The sequence below is a fragment of the Methylobacterium sp. Leaf94 genome, assembly GCF_001426045.1.
Lineage (GTDB): Bacteria > Pseudomonadota > Alphaproteobacteria > Rhizobiales > Beijerinckiaceae > Methylobacterium.
Genome location: NZ_LMRM01000034.1, coordinates 409870 through 425894, shown reverse-complemented (window position 1 = coordinate 425894; position 16025 = coordinate 409870). Strand labels below are relative to the sequence as shown.

The 16025-nt window shown below is 73.3% G+C and carries 17 protein-coding genes; all 17 read right to left on the bottom strand.

The annotated features are described in order from the left end of the window. Entirely contained in the window at positions 1 to 162 is a 162-nt protein-coding gene (locus ASG63_RS25440; protein ID WP_156394230.1) for a hypothetical protein, read from the bottom strand. Then, on the bottom strand, positions 159 to 1295 hold the full coding sequence (locus tag ASG63_RS17480) for a phytoene/squalene synthase family protein (protein ID WP_056219140.1): 1137 nt from the start codon (positions 1293 to 1295) through the stop codon (positions 159 to 161). Before ASG63_RS17480 ends, ASG63_RS25440 begins: the two co-directional genes overlap by 4 nt. After that, complete coding sequence (locus ASG63_RS17475) at positions 1276 to 2802, bottom strand: phytoene desaturase (protein WP_056219137.1); 1527 nt, start codon at positions 2800 to 2802, stop codon at positions 1276 to 1278. The genes ASG63_RS17480 and ASG63_RS17475 overlap by 20 nt, the downstream gene beginning before the upstream one ends. 108 nt (positions 2803 to 2910) lie before the next feature. Further along, positions 2911 to 3543, bottom strand: a complete 633-nt coding sequence (locus tag ASG63_RS17470; RefSeq protein ID WP_056219133.1) for a LysE family translocator — start codon at positions 3541 to 3543, stop codon at positions 2911 to 2913. Between the two features lie 303 nt (positions 3544 to 3846). Continuing rightward, positions 3847 to 4437: a GNAT family N-acetyltransferase gene (locus ASG63_RS17465; protein WP_056219128.1), complete on the bottom strand. Its 591-nt coding sequence runs from the start codon at positions 4435 to 4437 to the stop codon at positions 3847 to 3849. 114 nt (positions 4438 to 4551) lie between these two features. After that, positions 4552 to 5460 carry an alpha/beta fold hydrolase BchO gene (bchO, locus tag ASG63_RS17460; RefSeq protein WP_056219125.1) on the bottom strand — a complete coding sequence of 303 codons (909 nt, stop codon included), beginning with the start codon at positions 5458 to 5460 and terminating at the stop codon, positions 4552 to 4554. A 10-nt stretch (positions 5461 to 5470) separates the two neighbouring features. Next, positions 5471 to 7168, bottom strand: coding sequence for a magnesium chelatase subunit D (locus ASG63_RS17455; RefSeq protein WP_056219121.1), 1698 nt, complete (start codon positions 7166 to 7168; stop codon positions 5471 to 5473). After that, entirely contained in the window at positions 7165 to 8280 is a 1116-nt protein-coding gene (bchI, locus tag ASG63_RS17450) for a magnesium chelatase ATPase subunit I (RefSeq protein WP_082559372.1), read from the bottom strand. Before bchI ends, ASG63_RS17455 begins: the two co-directional genes overlap by 4 nt. Positions 8281 to 8382: 102 nt before the next feature. Continuing rightward, positions 8383 to 9600, bottom strand: coding sequence for a 5-aminolevulinate synthase (gene hemA, locus ASG63_RS17445; protein WP_056219117.1), 1218 nt, complete (start codon positions 9598 to 9600; stop codon positions 8383 to 8385). 107 nt (positions 9601 to 9707) lie between these two features. Then, a complete protein-coding gene (gene puhE, locus ASG63_RS17440) occupies positions 9708 to 10559 on the bottom strand; it encodes a putative photosynthetic complex assembly protein PuhE (RefSeq protein ID WP_082487674.1) in 852 nt (283 codons plus the stop codon). A 1-nt stretch (position 10560) separates the two neighbouring features. Next, positions 10561 to 11604, bottom strand: coding sequence for a magnesium-protoporphyrin IX monomethyl ester (oxidative) cyclase (gene acsF, locus ASG63_RS17435; protein WP_200957560.1), 1044 nt, complete (start codon positions 11602 to 11604; stop codon positions 10561 to 10563). A 44-nt stretch (positions 11605 to 11648) separates the two neighbouring features. After that, positions 11649 to 11951, bottom strand: a complete 303-nt coding sequence (locus tag ASG63_RS17430) for a hypothetical protein (protein ID WP_407067248.1) — start codon at positions 11949 to 11951, stop codon at positions 11649 to 11651. Continuing rightward, positions 11948 to 12424 carry a photosynthetic complex assembly protein PuhC gene (gene puhC / locus ASG63_RS17425; RefSeq protein ID WP_082487672.1) on the bottom strand — a complete coding sequence of 159 codons (477 nt, stop codon included), beginning with the start codon at positions 12422 to 12424 and terminating at the stop codon, positions 11948 to 11950. Before puhC ends, ASG63_RS17430 begins: the two co-directional genes overlap by 4 nt. A gap of 4 nt (positions 12425 to 12428) precedes the next feature. Then, entirely contained in the window at positions 12429 to 13082 is a 654-nt protein-coding gene (gene puhB / locus ASG63_RS17420; RefSeq protein ID WP_443189809.1) for a photosynthetic complex putative assembly protein PuhB, read from the bottom strand. Between the two features lie 29 nt (positions 13083 to 13111). Then, positions 13112 to 13888, bottom strand: coding sequence for a photosynthetic reaction center subunit H (puhA, locus tag ASG63_RS17415; protein ID WP_056219108.1), 777 nt, complete (start codon positions 13886 to 13888; stop codon positions 13112 to 13114). A 12-nt stretch (positions 13889 to 13900) separates the two neighbouring features. Continuing rightward, positions 13901 to 15319, bottom strand: a complete 1419-nt coding sequence (locus ASG63_RS17410) for an MFS transporter (protein ID WP_056219105.1) — start codon at positions 15317 to 15319, stop codon at positions 13901 to 13903. Beyond that, the gene (gene bchM, locus ASG63_RS17405) at positions 15316 to 16017 is read right to left on the bottom strand and encodes a magnesium protoporphyrin IX methyltransferase (RefSeq protein ID WP_056219102.1); all 702 of its coding nucleotides are present in this window, start codon (positions 16015 to 16017) and stop codon (positions 15316 to 15318) included. Before bchM ends, ASG63_RS17410 begins: the two co-directional genes overlap by 4 nt. Positions 16018 to 16025: the final 8 nt, after the last annotated feature.

The window sequence follows — 16025 nt, the reverse complement described above, 5'->3', positions numbered from 1 at the left end:
TCAGGCCGGCGGGTCCTTCGCCCGCTCGGCCACCGCGCGCTGGGCCGCCGCCCGGTCGCGCCGGATGCCGCGCTTCAGGACGACGAGTTGCCAGGTTGCCAGCCCGAGGGCGAGCGCGAAGACGAGACCGATGTCGAAGGCGGCGAAGAGCGGGTCGGTCATGGGCCGGCCGGCAGCGCGGCCTCGCGCGCGCGCAGGGTCTCGACGAGGTCGAGGACCCGGGCCGCCTGGGCGGGGACGTTCCACCAGGCCGTCGGCACCGGCACGGGCTGGGCGGCCACGGCCTCCACCAGGAAGGCGGTCTCGGCCAGGGCCGGCTCGGCCAGGTCTCGCTCGATCAGGCCCGGCGCGGCGGCCAGGGGCAGGAGGGCCCGGGCCATCAGGGCGGCCTTTCGCCGGCCGGGAACGCGGGCGCGGGTGGCGACCGGGTCGAGGCCGCCACGCTCGAGGTCGCGGCCGATCTCGGCGTAGATCAGGCGGGCGGCGCGGATGGCGGGCCGGCAATCGGGGGGCAGCCCGGGGATGCCCGCCTCGGCCCGGGCGTAGAGCGAGTCGGCGACGGCGAGCAGACGACCGACGATCGCCCGCAGTTCCGGGCCGGCGACCGGATCGGCGAGGAAGGCGTCCGGGTCGAGGCCGGCCTCCCGCATCCAGGCGAGCGGTAGGTAGAGGCGCCCGGCCCGGGCATCCTCGCCGACGTCGCGGGCGATGTTGGTGAACTGCATGGCGACGCCGAGGTCGCAGGCCCGGGCGAGCACGGCGGCGTCGCGCACGCCCATCAGCACGGTCATCATCGCACCGACGCTGCCGGCGACCCGGGCCGCATAGGCGGTGAGGTCGGACAGGGTCTCGTAGCGCCGCCCCTGCGCGTCCCAGGCCAGCCCCTCGATGAGGGCGGCGGGCAGGGCCTGGGGCAGCGTGTGGCCGGCCACGAGGTCGGCCATGGCCCGGTCGGCGGGGGAATCGGAAGGGGCGTTGTCGTAGATGCGAGCAAGGCGGGTGGCGAGGCGCGCCAGGGCCGCCGGACGGTCGCGGGCCGGGGCATGGTCCACCGCGTCGTCGGACAGGCGGCAGAAGGCGTAGAGCCCGTAGGCCGGCCGCCGGACCCGGGCCGGCAGCAGGGCGGAGGCGGCAAAGAAGCTGCGCGAGCCGTCCCGGATCGCGGCCCGGCAGGCGGCATGGTCGGCGGCATCCGCATGGGGTATCGCCCAGAGCGGCGGCCGCTCCGGTTCGCGCCGGACGGCGTCGAAGAACGGGCGGGCGGGCCGAACGATTTCAGGCGAAGAGACGCGCATCCGGCACCACCGTGTCGAGAACCCTGGCCGAGGACAGGACGCCGGGAAGCCCGGCACCCGGATGGGTGCCCGCGCCGACGAGGTAGAGATTGCGGAACGCCGACGAGGCGTTGTGCGGCCGGAACCAGGCCGACTGCGTCAGCACGGGTTCCAGGCCGAAGCCGGAGCCGCGAAAGCTGAGGAAGTCGCCAGCGAAATCCGCGGGGGTGGTCACGCGGGAGGTCACGATCGAACCCGCGAGGCCCGGCATCACCGAACGCTCCAGGCTGTCGGCGATGGCCTTGCGGTAGGGCTCCGCGAGCACCGACCAGTCCTGCCCACCGGCGAGGTTCGGCACCGGCGCCAGCACGTAGAACGCGTCGTAGCCCGGCGGCGCCAGGAGCGGATCGGTGGCGGTGGGGCGGTGCAGGTACAGGCTGAAATCCGGCGCCAGCACCTTCCGGACGAAGATGTCCTCGATCAGTTCGCGATAGCGCGGCCCCATCAGGATGGTGTGGTGGGCGAGGTCGGGGAACTGCCGGTTGGTGCCGAAGTACCAGACGAAGAGGCCCATGGAGGAGGACGAGGCCTTCAGCTTCGCCCGGTTCCAGGACCGGCCCTCCTCGCTGAGCAGCGACAGGTAGGTCTCGGCGGAATCGGCGTTCGACACGACGATGTCGGCGGCGATGCGGGTGCCGTCGGCGAGGGTGACGCCGGTGGCCGCCCCGGCCGCGACGTCGATGCGGGCCACGTCGGCCCGGCAGCGCAGGGTGCCGCCCTGCCCCTCGATCAGCTTGACGAGTCCGTCGACCAGGCGGCCGGTGCCGCCCATGGCGAAATGCACGCCCCAGCGGCGCTCCAGATGGGCGATCAGGCAGTAGATGGCGCTGGCCCGGAAGGGCGAGCCGCCGATCAGCAGGGGATGGAAGCTGAAGATCGTGCGCAGGCGCTCGTCGCGGATGTGGCGCGCCACGAGGTCGTAGACCGAGCGGTGACCGCCCAGCCGCAGCAGCGACGGCGTGATCCGCAGCATGTCGCGGATCGAGGAGAAGGCGACGTGCCCGAGCTCCTCGAACCCGACTCGGCAGATCGCGGCGCTGCGCTCCATGAAGCGCTCGTAGCCGGGAACGTCCTCGGGCGAGAACCGCGCCACCTCCGCCCGCATCGCCTCCGGGTCGCCGCTGTAGTCGAAGGTGGCGCCGTCCGGGAAGCGGATACGGTAGAAGGGCAGCATCGGCGCCAGGGTGACGTCGTCGGCCATGCGCCGCCCGCACAGACTCCAGAGTTCCTCGAACAGGAACGGCGCCGTGACGATGGTCGGCCCGGCATCGAAGGTGAAGCCGTCCTGGCGGTGGACCCGGGCCCGGCCGCCGGGCTGGTCCAGGCGCTCCAGCACCGTCACCCGGTAGCCGCGCGCGCCGAGACGCACCGCCGCCGCCAGCCCGCCGAAGCCGCTGCCGATCACCACCGCGTGCGGGCGGGGAGACCGGGTCGTCGCGAGGCTCGGCGAGTCGGCGAGTGTCAACATAGCCTGACACTATTCGCGGGAGGGCGTCCGGCGCAAGCGCGATTCTGCGCCGGCCTCGCCGGCACGCCGCCCCGACCCGTCCGGCAACTCACCGGAGCCGGCGAAGGGTCAGCGCCGCGCCTCAGTCATCATCCGGACGGCGAGGCCGGCCAGGACCGTTCCCATGATCCAGCGCTGGACCACGGCGAAGGAGGGCCGGCGCGTCAGGAACAGGGCGATCGACCCGGCCGAGACCGCGATCGCGGCGTTGACCGCGACGCTGAGGACGATCTGGATCGCCCCGAGGCCGAGGGCCTGGGCGAAGACGCTGCCCCGGGCCGGGTCGATGAACTGCGGCAGCAGCGACAGGTACATCACCGCGATCTTCGGGTTGAGCAGGTTCGTCAGGAAGCCCATCAGGAACAGCTTCCGGGGACCGTCCCGCGGCAGGGCCTTCACTTCGAAGGGAGAGCGCCCCCCGGGCCGCACCGCCTGCCAGGCGAGCCAGAGCAGGTAGAGGCCGCCGACGATGCGGATCGCGTCGTAGGCAAACGGCACCGCCAGGACCAGGGCGGTGAGACCGAAGGCGGCGCACAGCATGTAGACCACGAACCCGAGGGCGACGCCGCCGAGCGAAATCAGGCCCGCCCGCGGGCCCTGGCAGATCGAGCGCGAGATCAGGTAGACCATGTTCGGCCCGGGCGTCAGCGCCATGCCGAGGGCGACCGCCGCGAACGCAAGGAGGCTCGTGGTTCCGGACATCGTCGGGTCCCCTTCCGTGAGAAGCCTGGGGGCGGGCGAGCCCGGACGGCTGGAGCGGCCGGCGCACGATCCGCGCCGGTCCCCCGTCATCGGACATCGGGCGCGCGATGGCTACGGGACACAGCCGACCAACCCCAACCATTTCCCTCGGTTCGGGCGGAGACGCTTTCGGCGCGGACCCGTCTTGCGGACCATCGGCGCGCGAAGCCACCTCGATCTCGGCGCTCGTCCGAACCGGGGCTCCGTCAAGCCCGCATGTTCGAGGAACTCGTCGTCGCGGTCACGCTGCTCGTGGCGGCCACGCTAGCGCGGCTTCGCGAGCTGCCAGGTCAGGTGGGTCCGCACGGTGGGCCAGTCCGGCGCGACGATGCTGTAGACGCAGGTGTCCCTCAGGGAGCCGTCCGCGAGGCGCTGGTGGTGGCGCAGGATGCCGTCGAGGCGCGCCCCGAGGCGCTCGATGGCGCGCCGGCTCGCCTGGTTCAGGACATGGGTGCGGAACTCGACGGCGAGGCAGCCGAGGGCCTCGAAGGCGTAGCCCAGAAGCAGGCGCTTCGCCTCGGTGTTGAGATGGGTGCGCTGGACCCGCGCGGCGTACCAGGTCGAGCCGATCTCCACCCGCGGCCCGGCGGCGTCGATGTTCATGTAGGTGGTCATCCCGACGGGGCGCCCGCCGGGCCCGTCGAGGACGGTGAAGGGCAGCATCGTGCCGAGGTCCCGCAGGCCGAGCCGGCGCTCGATCTCGGCCGCCATCGTCTCCGGGGCGGGGATCGCCGTGTACCAGAGGCGCCAGAGCTCGCCGTCCTGCACCGCCTCGGCCAGGGCCGCGGCGTGGTCGTGCGCCAGCGGCACGAGTTCGACGTGCCGGCCGGTGAGGGTGACGGGCGTCAGCGCCATGGGCAGAAACCTCCCGGACGGGGGCCGAGCCGGCACCGTCGTCGGACATCCAAGATCGGACCATCCCCAGTCGGGCGTCCTCTCGCCCGTCGGTGCGGCCGGGCTGCGTCCGCGTCAAGTCCCGGCGGACGGTTGGACGGCGACCTGCTCCCGGTAGGCCTCGACGATCTCGTCGGCGACGCGCGCCGGCGCCTCCTCGTGGGCGAGGTGCCCGAGGTTGCGGATGAGGCGGACCCGGGCGTCGGGCAGCCGGTCCTTCAGGGCGAAGGCGGTCTCGGGGGCGATCGCCTTGTCGTCGCCGCCGACGAGCAGCAGCGTCGGCACCGCGAGCCGACCGATCTCCCGGTCGAGAGCGGCGAGGTTCCAGTTCGCCATCATGCCGAGGGCGCCGGCCACGTGGCCCGGGCAGCGGAAGAGGCGCCGGTAGAGTTCGAGGCCGCGGGCGTCGAGGCGCGAGCCGGTGCCGCGGATCAGGCGCTCCACCGCCGGACGGTCGGCGGTCCAGGCGAAGATCCTCGGGGTGACGGGGTTCAGGAACAGCATCCGGGCGAGCCCCGGAAACAACATCGAGGCGAGGCCGGGAAACGGCGTCAGGGCGCCGTTCAGGGCCACCAGCAGCCGGGGCGCGAGCCCGTCGAGGCAGAGCCGCACCAGGATCGCCGCGCCAGCGGAATGCCCGACCACGAGGTCCGGCGACAGGTCGAGGGTCCGCAGCAGGTCGCGGATCGCTCCGGCCATGCCGGGCAGGGACAGGCGCCCGGCGGGCAACGGATCCGTGAAGCCGTGGCCCGGCAGGTCCGGGGCCACGACCCGGAAGTGTTCGGCGAGCAGCGGCGCGAGGCTGGCCCAGGAATGGGTGGCCGCGCCGGTGCCGTGCAGGAGCAGGACGACGGGGGCCTCCGGCGCCCCGAACTCCTGCACATGCCAGGTCAGGTCGCCGGCGCGGATGAACCGGCTCGCGGCGCGATTGGGCCAATCCGCGCCGTCGCGCTCCCACTGGGGCCGGTCGCTCGGCGCAGGCATCGCAGATCCTTCAGCGGGCCGAGCGGATCGCGGTGCTCATGGCCGCGGCATCGGCATAGGGAAGCGGGACATAGCGCGCGCCCATCGCTTCGGCGAGGCGCCGCGCGGTCTCCTGCGGCCGCGCCGCGGTGTCGATGAGGATCGTCCGGATGGCGTCGGCCCGCAGGAGGCCGGCGGCGTTCAGGGCTTCGGCGCCGGCCGCGACCCGGCCGGGCGCCCCGGAGCGGGCGACGTTGGCGCGCCCGTCGGTGAGCACCACCACCACGGGGGTGCCGCCGCCGCGCCGGACGGCGCGGGCGAGGGTGCCGGCGGCGTCGAGGCCCGAGGCCAGGGGGGTGCCCCCGCCCCCCGGCAGGGCCGAGAGGCCGCGCCGGGCCCGCGCCAGGGCGCGGGTCGGGGCCAGGACGATCTCGGCCCCGGCGCCCCGGAACGCGACGAGGGCGACCTTGTCGCGCCGGACATAGGCCTCGGCCAGGAGCAGCTCGACGGCGCCCTTCGCCTCGGCCAGGCGCTCCAGGGCGGCCGAGCCGGAGGCGTCCACGGCGAAGATCGTGGTGGTCTCGCTGCGCTGGCGGAACCGCGTGATGCGGAAATCGTCGCTGCGCACCTGGATCAGGCGCGGGGCTCCCTCCGCACCGGCCCGCAGGCGCTGCCAGGGCGCGGCGGCCCGCAGGGTCGGCAGGAGGGCGAGGCGGCCCGTGCGCGGCGAGCCGGGCCGGGTGCCGGCCGGACGGCCGCTGCGCGGCGCCTGCATCACCGCGCCGACGCGGCCGGCCTTCGGGGAGGACGGCGCCGCGCCGGCCGCGCCCAGGCGGGCGAGGAGATCCGGCGGGATCGCCGCGCGGGCGGCCTCGACCAGGCTCTCGGCGCCCGGTTCGAGACCGGGATCGGACGACTCGGTCCCGTCCGGTGCGGGCGGCTCGGGCCGCTCCGCCGGCGCCGCCTCCGCGTCCTCCGGGCTCGACGGCAGGCGCGTCGCGCGCGGGGCGAGGACGAGGCTGGCGGCCTCGCGAACGTCTCGCGCGCGAAGCGCCTTGTGCCCCGCCAGCAGGCGGGCGATCCGCAGGGCCAGCAGGGGCGCCCGCAGGGAGGCGATGCCGAGCGCGGCCGCGACCGTGCAGAGATCCGCGACCGCGGCGTCGGGTTCGAGGTCCGGGTCGTCCGGTTCCGGCTCGCCTTCGGTCGCCGCCCCTTGCGTGTCGCCCCAGGCGAGACCGGTCAGGTCGAGGCGGAAGGCCAGGCGATCGGCCAGGGCCTCGGGAACCGCGGCGTCGTCGCCCTCCCCCTCGTCGAGGAGGATGAGGCCGATCCGCGTGCGGGTCCGCGCCGCCAGTCCGTCGCGCTCGGCCCGGATCGCGCCGGCATCCAGCGCGGCGGCGAGGCGCGCGGCGGTGCCGGAGGACAGGCGCTCCGCCATGGGCACCACCACGAGCCCGCCATCGGCCTCGGCCAGAAGGCCGGACTGGGCGACGGGCCGCCCCGCCGCCAGGGTCGCGGCGAGGTCGAGTCCCCCGAGGAGGCGGTCGTCGGCGATGCCCGCCGGCATCCGGCGGACGGGCCGGGCGGGTGCGAGTTCGCCTGCGAGACGGTCGAGCCAGAGGTCCCGCACCGGGCCGGCCCCGGCCCGGACGAGGACGCCGCCGCAGGCATGTGGGTCGCGGGCGACGAGGCGCGCCACGCGCAGGGCTTGGGCCCAGGCGGGGCTCATCGGGCGAGGATGTCCTCCACGGCGCGGGCGACCCGCGCGGTGGAGCCGGATTCGTCGAGGGGGTTGCGGCGCAGGCGGTGGCGCAGGGCCGAGGGGGCGATCCGGGCCAGGTGATCGAGGCCCACCGTCTCGGCGCCCTCGTAGGCCGCGAGCGCCCGGGCGGTGCGCATCAGCGTGAGTTCGCCGCGCAGGCCGTCGGTGCCGAGCGCCAAGCAGAGGCGGGCGGCGGCCTCCAGGGTGGCGTCGGGCACGGCGAGGGCGGGAAGCCGGGCGCGGGCGGCGGTGAGCGCCTTGCGGATGGCGCGGTCGGCCTTGGCGTAGCCGGCACAGAAGGCCGCCGGATCGCGCTCGTAGGCGTCGCGGCGGCGGACCACGTCGATGCGGGTCGGCAGGTCCGTGGGCGTCGTCACCTCGACGGCAAGGCCGAAGCGGTCGAGGAGCTGGGGCCGCAGCTCCCCCTCCTCCGGGTTGCCGCTGCCGACGAGGACGAAGCGGGCGGGATGGCGGATGCTGAGGCCCTCGCGCTCCACGGTGTTCACGCCCGATGCCGCCACGTCGAGGAGGAGGTCGACCAGGTGGTCGTCCAAGAGGTTCACCTCGTCGATGTAGAGGAAGCCGCGATTGGCCCGGGCCAGCAGGCCCGGCTCGAAGGCCTTCTCGCCGCGGGTCAGGGCGCGCTCCAGGTCGAGGGCACCGACCACCCGGTCCTCGGTGGCACCCAGCGGCAGGTCCACCACCGGGACAGGAACAGATTCGGCGCGCAGCTCCACCTGCTCGCGGCAGCGGTGGCAGTGCTCGGCCGGCCGGCCGGGATCGCAGGCATAGGGACAGCCCGCCACCGCCGCCATCGGCGGCAGCAGCGCGGCGAGGCCGCGGATCGCCGTCGACTTGCCGGTGCCGCGGTCGCCGAACACCAGCACGCCGCCGACCGACGGGTCGACGGCCGCGATGAGCAGCGCCCGGCGCATCTCGTCCTGGCCGACGATGGCCGAGAACGGGAAGGTCGGCGTGGCCGAGGCCGTTTGGGCCCGCGGCGCCTTGACCGGACCCGCGGCCCGGAGGATCGGCGGCGTCTCGCTCGGAGGCGTCGCGGAGACCGGTTTGAGGGACATCGCTCGGATCGATCCATTCACGATCATGGGCTTGATCTTCCTTGCGCGAGACCGTGTGCGGGGTCCCCTGCCCCCATGCGGGGTGCAGAGTTCGCGGGCGTCCTACTCGGCCGCCGCGCGCTGGACGCCCATCCGGCCCCAGATCGTGCTCAGCGCGCCGACGAGGTGGTCAATGTCGTCGTCGGAATGCAGGGGCGAGGGCGTGATCCGGAGGCGCTCGGTGCCGCGGGGCACGGTGGGGTAGTTGATCGGCTGGACGTAGATGCCGAACTCGTCGAGCAGGGTGTCGCTGATCGCCTTGCACAGCACGGGATCGCAGACCATCACCGGCACGATGTGGCTGTCGTTCGGCAGATAGGGGATGCCGGCGGCGTCGAGGCGGGCGCGCACCGCGGCGACCCGCTCCTGGTGCCGGGTCCGCTCGGCTCCGCTCGCCTTGAGGTGGCGGATGCTCGCCGCGGCCCCCGCCGCCACGGCGGGCGGCAGCGAGGTGGTGAAGATGAAGCCGGAGGCGAAGCTGCGCACGAAGTCGCAGAGCCTGGCCGAGCCGGTGATGTAGCCGCCATGGACCGCGAAGGCCTTGCCGAGCGTGCCCTCGATCACGTCGAGGCGGTGGGCGAGGCCGTCACGCTCCGAGATGCCGCCGCCGCGCGCGCCGTAGAGGCCGACGGCGTGCACCTCGTCGAGGTAGGTGAGCGCGCCGTGCGCCTCGGCCACGTCACAGATCTCCGCGATCGGGGCGATGTCGCCGTCCATCGAGTAGACCGACTCGAAGGCCACGATCTTCGGGCGGCCCGGATCGACGAGGCGCAGCTTGCGGTCGAGATCCTCGGGGTCGTTGTGGCGGAAGATGTGGCGCTCGGCGCGGCTCGCCTTGATCCCCTCGATCATCGAGGCGTGGTTGCCGGCATCCGAGAAGATCGCGCAGCCGGGGAGCTGGCTCCCGAGGGTGCCCAACGCCGCCCAGTTCGAGACGTAGCCGGAGGTGAAGAGCAGCGCGGCCTCCTTGGCGTGGAGGTCGGCGAGCTCGCGCTCGAGGAGGACGTGGTAATGGTTGGTGCCCGAGATGTTGCGGGTGCCCCCGGCACCGGCGCCGCAGCGGTCCAGGGCCTCGTGCATGGCGTCGAGCACGGCCGGGTTCTGGCCCATGCCGAGATAGTCGTTGGAGCACCAGACGGTGACGGGCCGCGTGCCGGACGGCGTGTGGTGGGTGGCGTGCGGGAACCGGCCCGCCTGCCGTTCGAGGTCGGTGAAGACGCGGTAGCGACCCTCGCGATGCAGGCCGGCCAAAGCAGAGCCGAAGATCTCTTCGTAGTTCATGCCCGTCCCCTTCCCTCGTTGCACGGCGGGTTTCGGCCCGCTCGCCCATCCTGCCGCCGCGGCGGCGTCGATCGAGCCGGTCCGCCGGGGCGGACCGGAAACCTGTTTCAGCGTCCCTCGGCCTCGGCGAGGCGGGGCTCGCCGACGCGAGGGCTTTCCCCGCGCGCGGCCGGGACGGGCGAGGACACCGGGCCGCCCCGGTCCGGTTTCGGCAGGCTCCACTGCCACAGAGCGGCCGAGGGCAGCGGCAGCATGAGGAAGCCGTGTTCCAGGGTGGCCAGCGCCATCAGGGTCGCCAGGATGCTGAGGCCGGCGACTTCGTGGGCGGTGATGCCCTCGGCCAGGGCCGCCAGCACCAGGGCGGCGGTGGCGAGGCCGGCCGCCGTCACCGAGACCGGGAACAGCGGGTTCATGGCGCGCACCCGCAGGTAGCTGCCGAGATAGGCGAGGTGCTCGGGCAGGAATTCGGCGTTGAGGTTGCGCACCCCGAGGAAGAGGTTCAGCCGGGCGGAGAGATTCATCCCCCACAGGACGAGGTAGGTCCACAGGGCGAAGAGGTTCGGCTGGCGCCAGGTCAGGACCAGGATCGCGAGGCCGCCGGCGACGATGGCCGCCTCGTGCCACAGGCTGGTGGCCGCCGCCGCGCGAAAGCGCCGGAAGCCCCGTGCGTCGGGCGGGCAGCCCTCCGCCCGGGGGCCGGAGACGTAACCCATGTAGTAGCTCATCTCCTGCCAGCCCCAGACCACCAGGGCCGCCGTGAAGGCGACGTATGCGCCGCCCGCGCTGGCATCGCCGGCCGAGGCGCCGATGGCCCACAGCGCCAGGGCGAGCACGCCCGTGCCCGCCGCCATGCTGACCCCGTGCGTCGCGCGCGGGCGGTGGTCGAGGAGCAGGATCAGGCCGGTGGAGAACCACCAGACCAGCACCGCATAGAGGGCGGGAAGCGCGTAGGCGGCCATCCTACCAGACCGGCTCGAGGCGGATCTCCGCCGGCATCGGGTTGTCGCGGGTCGGCAGGGCGTAGAGCCGGGCGAAGTTCACCGCCGAGGCGGCGACCCAGGCGCCCTGCTTGAGCTTGCCGAGGAAGCCGCCCTGCGCCCTGGCATCGGCGATCCCCACCGAGCAGGCGAGCAGCCGGTCGAGGGCCTGCTTGAAGCGCGGATTGTCGAGGTCCAGCGTCAGGGGGAACGTCTGCTTCGAGATCTCCGAGGTGATCCGGAAGACCTGGAAGTCGTAATCGGTCGGATCGACCCCGAGGGCCTCATGGAAGGCCGGCCGGCAATGGTCGCGGACATACATGGTCGCGAAGACCGCCAGGAGGAAGAACTTGATCCAGTAGCGGTTCACGCCGGAGGTCAGCTTCGGGTTGGCCCGCATCAGCAGGGCGAAGGCCTCGCCGTGGCGGAACTCGTCGTTGCACCACTTCTCGAACCACTTGAAGATCGGGTGGAAGCGGCGCTCGGGCCTGCGCTCCAGCTCGCGGAAGATGGTGATGTAGCGGGCGTAACCGATCTTCTCGGAGAGATAGGTGGCGTAGAAGATGAACTTCGGCCGAAAGAAGGTGTACTTCTTCGACTTGGTCAGGAAGCCCAGGTCCACGCCGATGCCGAAATCCTTCAGCACGTCGTTGATGAACCCGGCGTGCCGCGCCTCGTCGCGGCTCATGAAGCCGAACAGCTCGCGGATGTCGGGGTTCTTGGCGCGCTTGCGCATCTCGGCATAGAGCACGCAGCCCGAGAACTCGGCGGTGATCGACGAGACCAGGAAGTCCATGAACTCCTTGCGCAGGGCCGGGTCGAGCCCGGACATGTCGCAGTCGAACTCCGAATTGCGGGTGAAGTGGCGCTTGTTCGGATCGGCGCGCAGCTCGGCGATGAGCTTGTTCCACTCGGCCCGGACGGGCTCGACGTCGGTGCGGTCGAGTTCCTCGAAGTTGGTCGTGTAGAAGCGCGGCGACAGGAACGTCGTCTCCTGCGCGGCCTTGGTGGCCTCGTTGAGGGGCAGTTTGGGCGCGGGAGCCTTGGGAACGGACTGCTGAATGGCTGCGGTCACAGGCGCCTCCTCTCGGAAAAGCTGACTTCGTAGAGTTCGGTGAGCTCGAGGTGGCCCGCGAGCTTGGTCCAGAGCCGCTCCAGGCGTCCGGCGCGGGTCACGGTGGCGGTCCGGCGCACCACGAGGCGTTCGCCGTAGGGCACCGAGGTGGGCGCGTCGTGCACCTGCACGGCGTCGCCGGGCTCGATCTCGAAGCTGGCGTCGAGGACCACGTGGGCGTGCAGGCTCTCGGGCGTCTGTTCGATCTCGACGGTGCAGGGGACGTCGACGGTGCGGCGTCCGTTCAGCCAGGCCATCATCGTGCGGCTCCGTCGTTCGGCATCAGGCGGGCGAAGGCGGCGAAGTTCGAGGGACCGAAGGCGCCGAAATCGACGCTGCGGCCGGTGAGCGCGTCGTCGAGCCGGAGGGAGCCGTCGTCGAAGCGCGTCAGGCGGAAGGGGACGTCGCGCGGCAGGCCGGCCCGGAGCCGCCCCTGTGCGAAGCCCCGCAGGGTGGCACGGATGAAGTTGTCCGCGCCCGGGCGGACCGTGGCGACGAGGTCGCCGTGCTCGGCATCCCGCAGGGTGATCGAGCCGTCCGCCGCGTCGTCGACCCGGAGGGCGAGGCTCTGGACGGGGCGCGCCGGCTCCATCCGGGTCAGGCCGATGCTCTCGACCCGGCCGACGGTCACGGCCACCACGACGAAGCCGAGGAGGAGGCCGACGCCGGCCACGAGTCCCCGGGAGGTGCGGCCGGCAGTGCGTGCGAGGGGATGCGGGTTGGATCGGGTCATCGGATCAGCTCGCAGTGGCGAGGCGCGGGCCGGGCGCCACGCGCGGCCGCAGGATGACCGGGCCGGCCGTCTCCTCCGGCGCCGCGCGATGGGCCGCCAGCGCGCGGGCCAGGATCGCGGCCACCTCGCCGCCCTGCGCCACCGTGCGCAGCATCGGCTCGGGCCGGTTCACGTGCCAGGGCCGGGCATGGGGCCAGAGGTGGAGGTAGGCGACGCGGTTGCCCGGGCGAAGGCGCAGGGGCAGGTCGGCGCTGCCGTCGCCATAGAGGTGGCAGCCGGCCCCCTCCACCAGGGCGAAGGGCAGGTTCAGGGTCATCGGCAGGGCGATGCCGATCCGCATGACCACCCGGCGGTTGGTGATGGTGTAGGTGGTGGTGCGGGCCGAGAGCCAGCCGAGGAGCCCCAGGAGCAGGACCGCACCGGTGCCGATCCCCAGGGTGAGCAGGGCGAGCGACGCAGCCTCCCGAACCTGTCCGGCGAGGGCCGCCGGGAGCGCCGCCCACAGGGCCAGCCCGACGAACCAGAGGCCGACGAGGCGCAGATGCAGCGCCCGGAAGGCGATGCCGAAGCCGCAGGGGCGTCCCTGCCAGAGGATGTGCTCGCCGGCGGGCAGCGGCGCCGGCAGGCCGGGCGGCGCGTCGAAGGCGTTGGCGGGCAGGTGCGGCACGGGCCGCCTGATGGACCGGTTCACAGGATGGCCTCCTGCCGGGTGGGGGTCGCGTAGAGGGTGCCGCCGCCGTAGAACGCCATTATCCGCTCCTCTTCGTTGAGGGTGACCGAATCCGGATCCTTGGTGGTGGGGACGTCGGCGAACTGGTGCGCCAGCAGGGCTTCGCAGGTCACGCGCTGGGAGAACCGGCCGGTCCGGCAGAAGGTGGCGGGCATCAGCACCCGCCGGCCGCCGGCGCCGAGCTCGATCTCGTAGTAGCGCACCATGGATTCCCCGCGATCGACCCAGAGATCGCTCACGGTGCCGGCCACCTGCCGGTCGGCGCCGAACACCGACATGCCGATGGGGTTCGGGCCGAGTTCATGGACCACGAAGTGCTCCGCGACCCGCAGGGGCACGATGCGCTTCTCGCGATCCCAGGTCTCGTCGTGGCTGTCCTCGCGGTCGGCGTAGGAGCCGGGACCGATGGCGTCGTGCAGTCCATCCGTATCGGGCTCCAGCGGCGCGCCCGGCCAGACCTCGTGCTTGTGGCCGCGATAGGTCCAGGGGGTGCGCTCGCCGGTCTGGGGCGCGTGCTTCACGTGGCCGTTGGAGAGGAAGAAGGCCTTCGGCGACGGGATCAGGAACGGGTCCGGGGGCATCGCCCGGCCGCGGGCGGCCTCGGATTCGAGCGGGTAGCCCTCGCGGCGATCCTCGCGGCGCAGGTAGAAGACGAGGCCGGCGAAGAAGATCCAGAACGCGTAGAGGACCAGCTGCGCGACGTCGACGTAGCCCGTGATTTCACCTCTCGGCATGGCCGGTCTCCTTCAGGCTGAGCGAGGCAGGGATCGAGGAAGAGGCGTGCGGCTCTCGGGCCGGACGAGCGGGCCGATGGCCAGCAGCGTCGCGAACAGCAGCGCGATCTCCAGATGGTAGACGATGAGGTACCCGGTGGAGGGCAGGTTCAGCGCCTCGCCGAGCCGGCCGGTCTCGGCCAGATGCGCGCCGAGATCGCGCAGGATGCCGCTCGCCGCGATGGCGAGGCCGGCCGCGCTGGCCTGGACCGCGCCCCAGGCGCCGAGGGCGAGGCCCGTATCCTCCGGGCCGGCCTTGGCCATGGAGGCCGTCAGTGTCCCGTGAGCGAAGAGGCCGCCGCCGAGGCCGATCAGGGCGACGCCCACGGCGAAGAGCCGGGCGGAATCCAGGGGCGCGGCGAAGACCACCGCGGAGAAGGCCGCGATGCCCACGACCGCCCCGGAGGCCGCGACCCGGAAGGCGTCGCCGCCCCGGTCGAGCCAGCGCGCCGCGATCAGGAGCCCGAGGCCGCCGCCGGCGGCCAGCAGCGCGGTCAGGGCCGTGGTGGCGGCCACCGGCAGGTGCAGGATCTGGCCACCATAGGGCTCGAGCAGGATGTCCTGCATCGAGAAGGCGGCGGTGCCGAGCCCGGTGGCGACGAGGCGGCGGCGCACCCGGCCCTTGCCGGCATAGAGGGCCCAGGAGTCCGAGAAGGTCGGCCGGGGCAGGTCGCGCGCCGTGCGGGTGGGCGACCGGGGCTCCTGCTTCCAGAGGGCGATGCCGTTGAGCACGACGGTGAGGAGCGCGGCCCCCTGGATCACCTTGATGAGGCGCAGGGCCGAGAAATCCGCCAGCAGCAGCCCGAAGGCGATGGCGCTCACCACCATGCCGGCCAGCAGCATGACGCAGAGCAGCGCCACCACCCGCGGTCGCGCATGGGCCGGGGCGAGGTCGGTGGCCAGCGCCAGGCCCACGGTCTGGGTGGTGTGGAGGCCGGCGCCGACCATGACGAAGGCGAGCGCGGCGGCCACGTGGCCGGGCCAGGCCGGGCCGGTGGTGTCGCCCGACAGGATCAGCAGGGCGAAGGGCATGATGGCCAGCCCGCCGAACTGCAGCAGCGTGCCGAACCAGATGTAGGGCACCCGGCGCCAACCCAGGACCGAGCGGTGGGTGTCCGAGCGGAACCCGACGAGCGCCCGGAACGGCGCGAAGATCAGCGGCAGGGACAGCATCACGGCGACGATCCAGGCCGGCACCGCGAGTTCGACGATCATCACCCGGTTGAGGGTGCCGATGAGCAGCACCGCGGCCATGCCGACCGTGACCTGGAACAGGGCGAGCCGCAGCAGGCGCCCCATGGGCAGCTCCGCCGTCGCCGCGTCGGCGAAGGGCAGGAAGCCGGGACCGACGCGTTGCAGGGCGCGGGCCATGGAGGCGCCAAGGCGGGTCATGGCAGCCGCCGGAGTTCGAAGGCCTGGGACAGGTAGAACCCGCTGTTCACCCGGTGCGCGCGTGCGACCCGGACACCGGCCAGAGCCGGCTCCGCCGCCAGGCGACGGCGCAGGTCCGCCGCGCCGACGGGCACGATGGCGGGCGCCCGGTCGCCGCGCGGGAAGGCGCGGCCGGCCATGTGCATCAGCGTGAGAAGGGGCGTGCGCGGCGCGACGGTGAAGAGGATGCCGGCCTTGGTCCGGGCCGCTAGGGCCGCGAGCGCCTGCACGATGTCGGGCGTGGCGTAGTGGATCAGGGAATCCATCGCCACAACGTGGTCGAATCGGCCCAGCGCGGGGTCGAGCATGTCGCCGACCCGGAAGTCGATCCGCCCCGGACCCGACAGGGTGGTGCGCTCCCGGGCGAGGCCGATCAGCGTCGGCGACACGTCGATGGCGACGACCTCGGCGCCGCGGCGCGCCGCCTCCAGGCTGAGGGCCCCGGTACCGCAGCCGGCATCGAGGAGGCGCCGGCCCGTGAGGTCTTCGGGCAGCCAGGACAGGAGGTTGGTCCGCATGGCGTCGCGGCCGGCCCGCACCGTGGCGCGGATCTTCGAGACCGGCGCGTCCGAGGTCAGCCGGGCCCAGGCCTCGACCGCAGTGCGGTCGAAGTAGGTGGTGAGCTGAGAGCGGCGGGCGGCGTAGCTGTGCGAGGTCATGGTCCGGC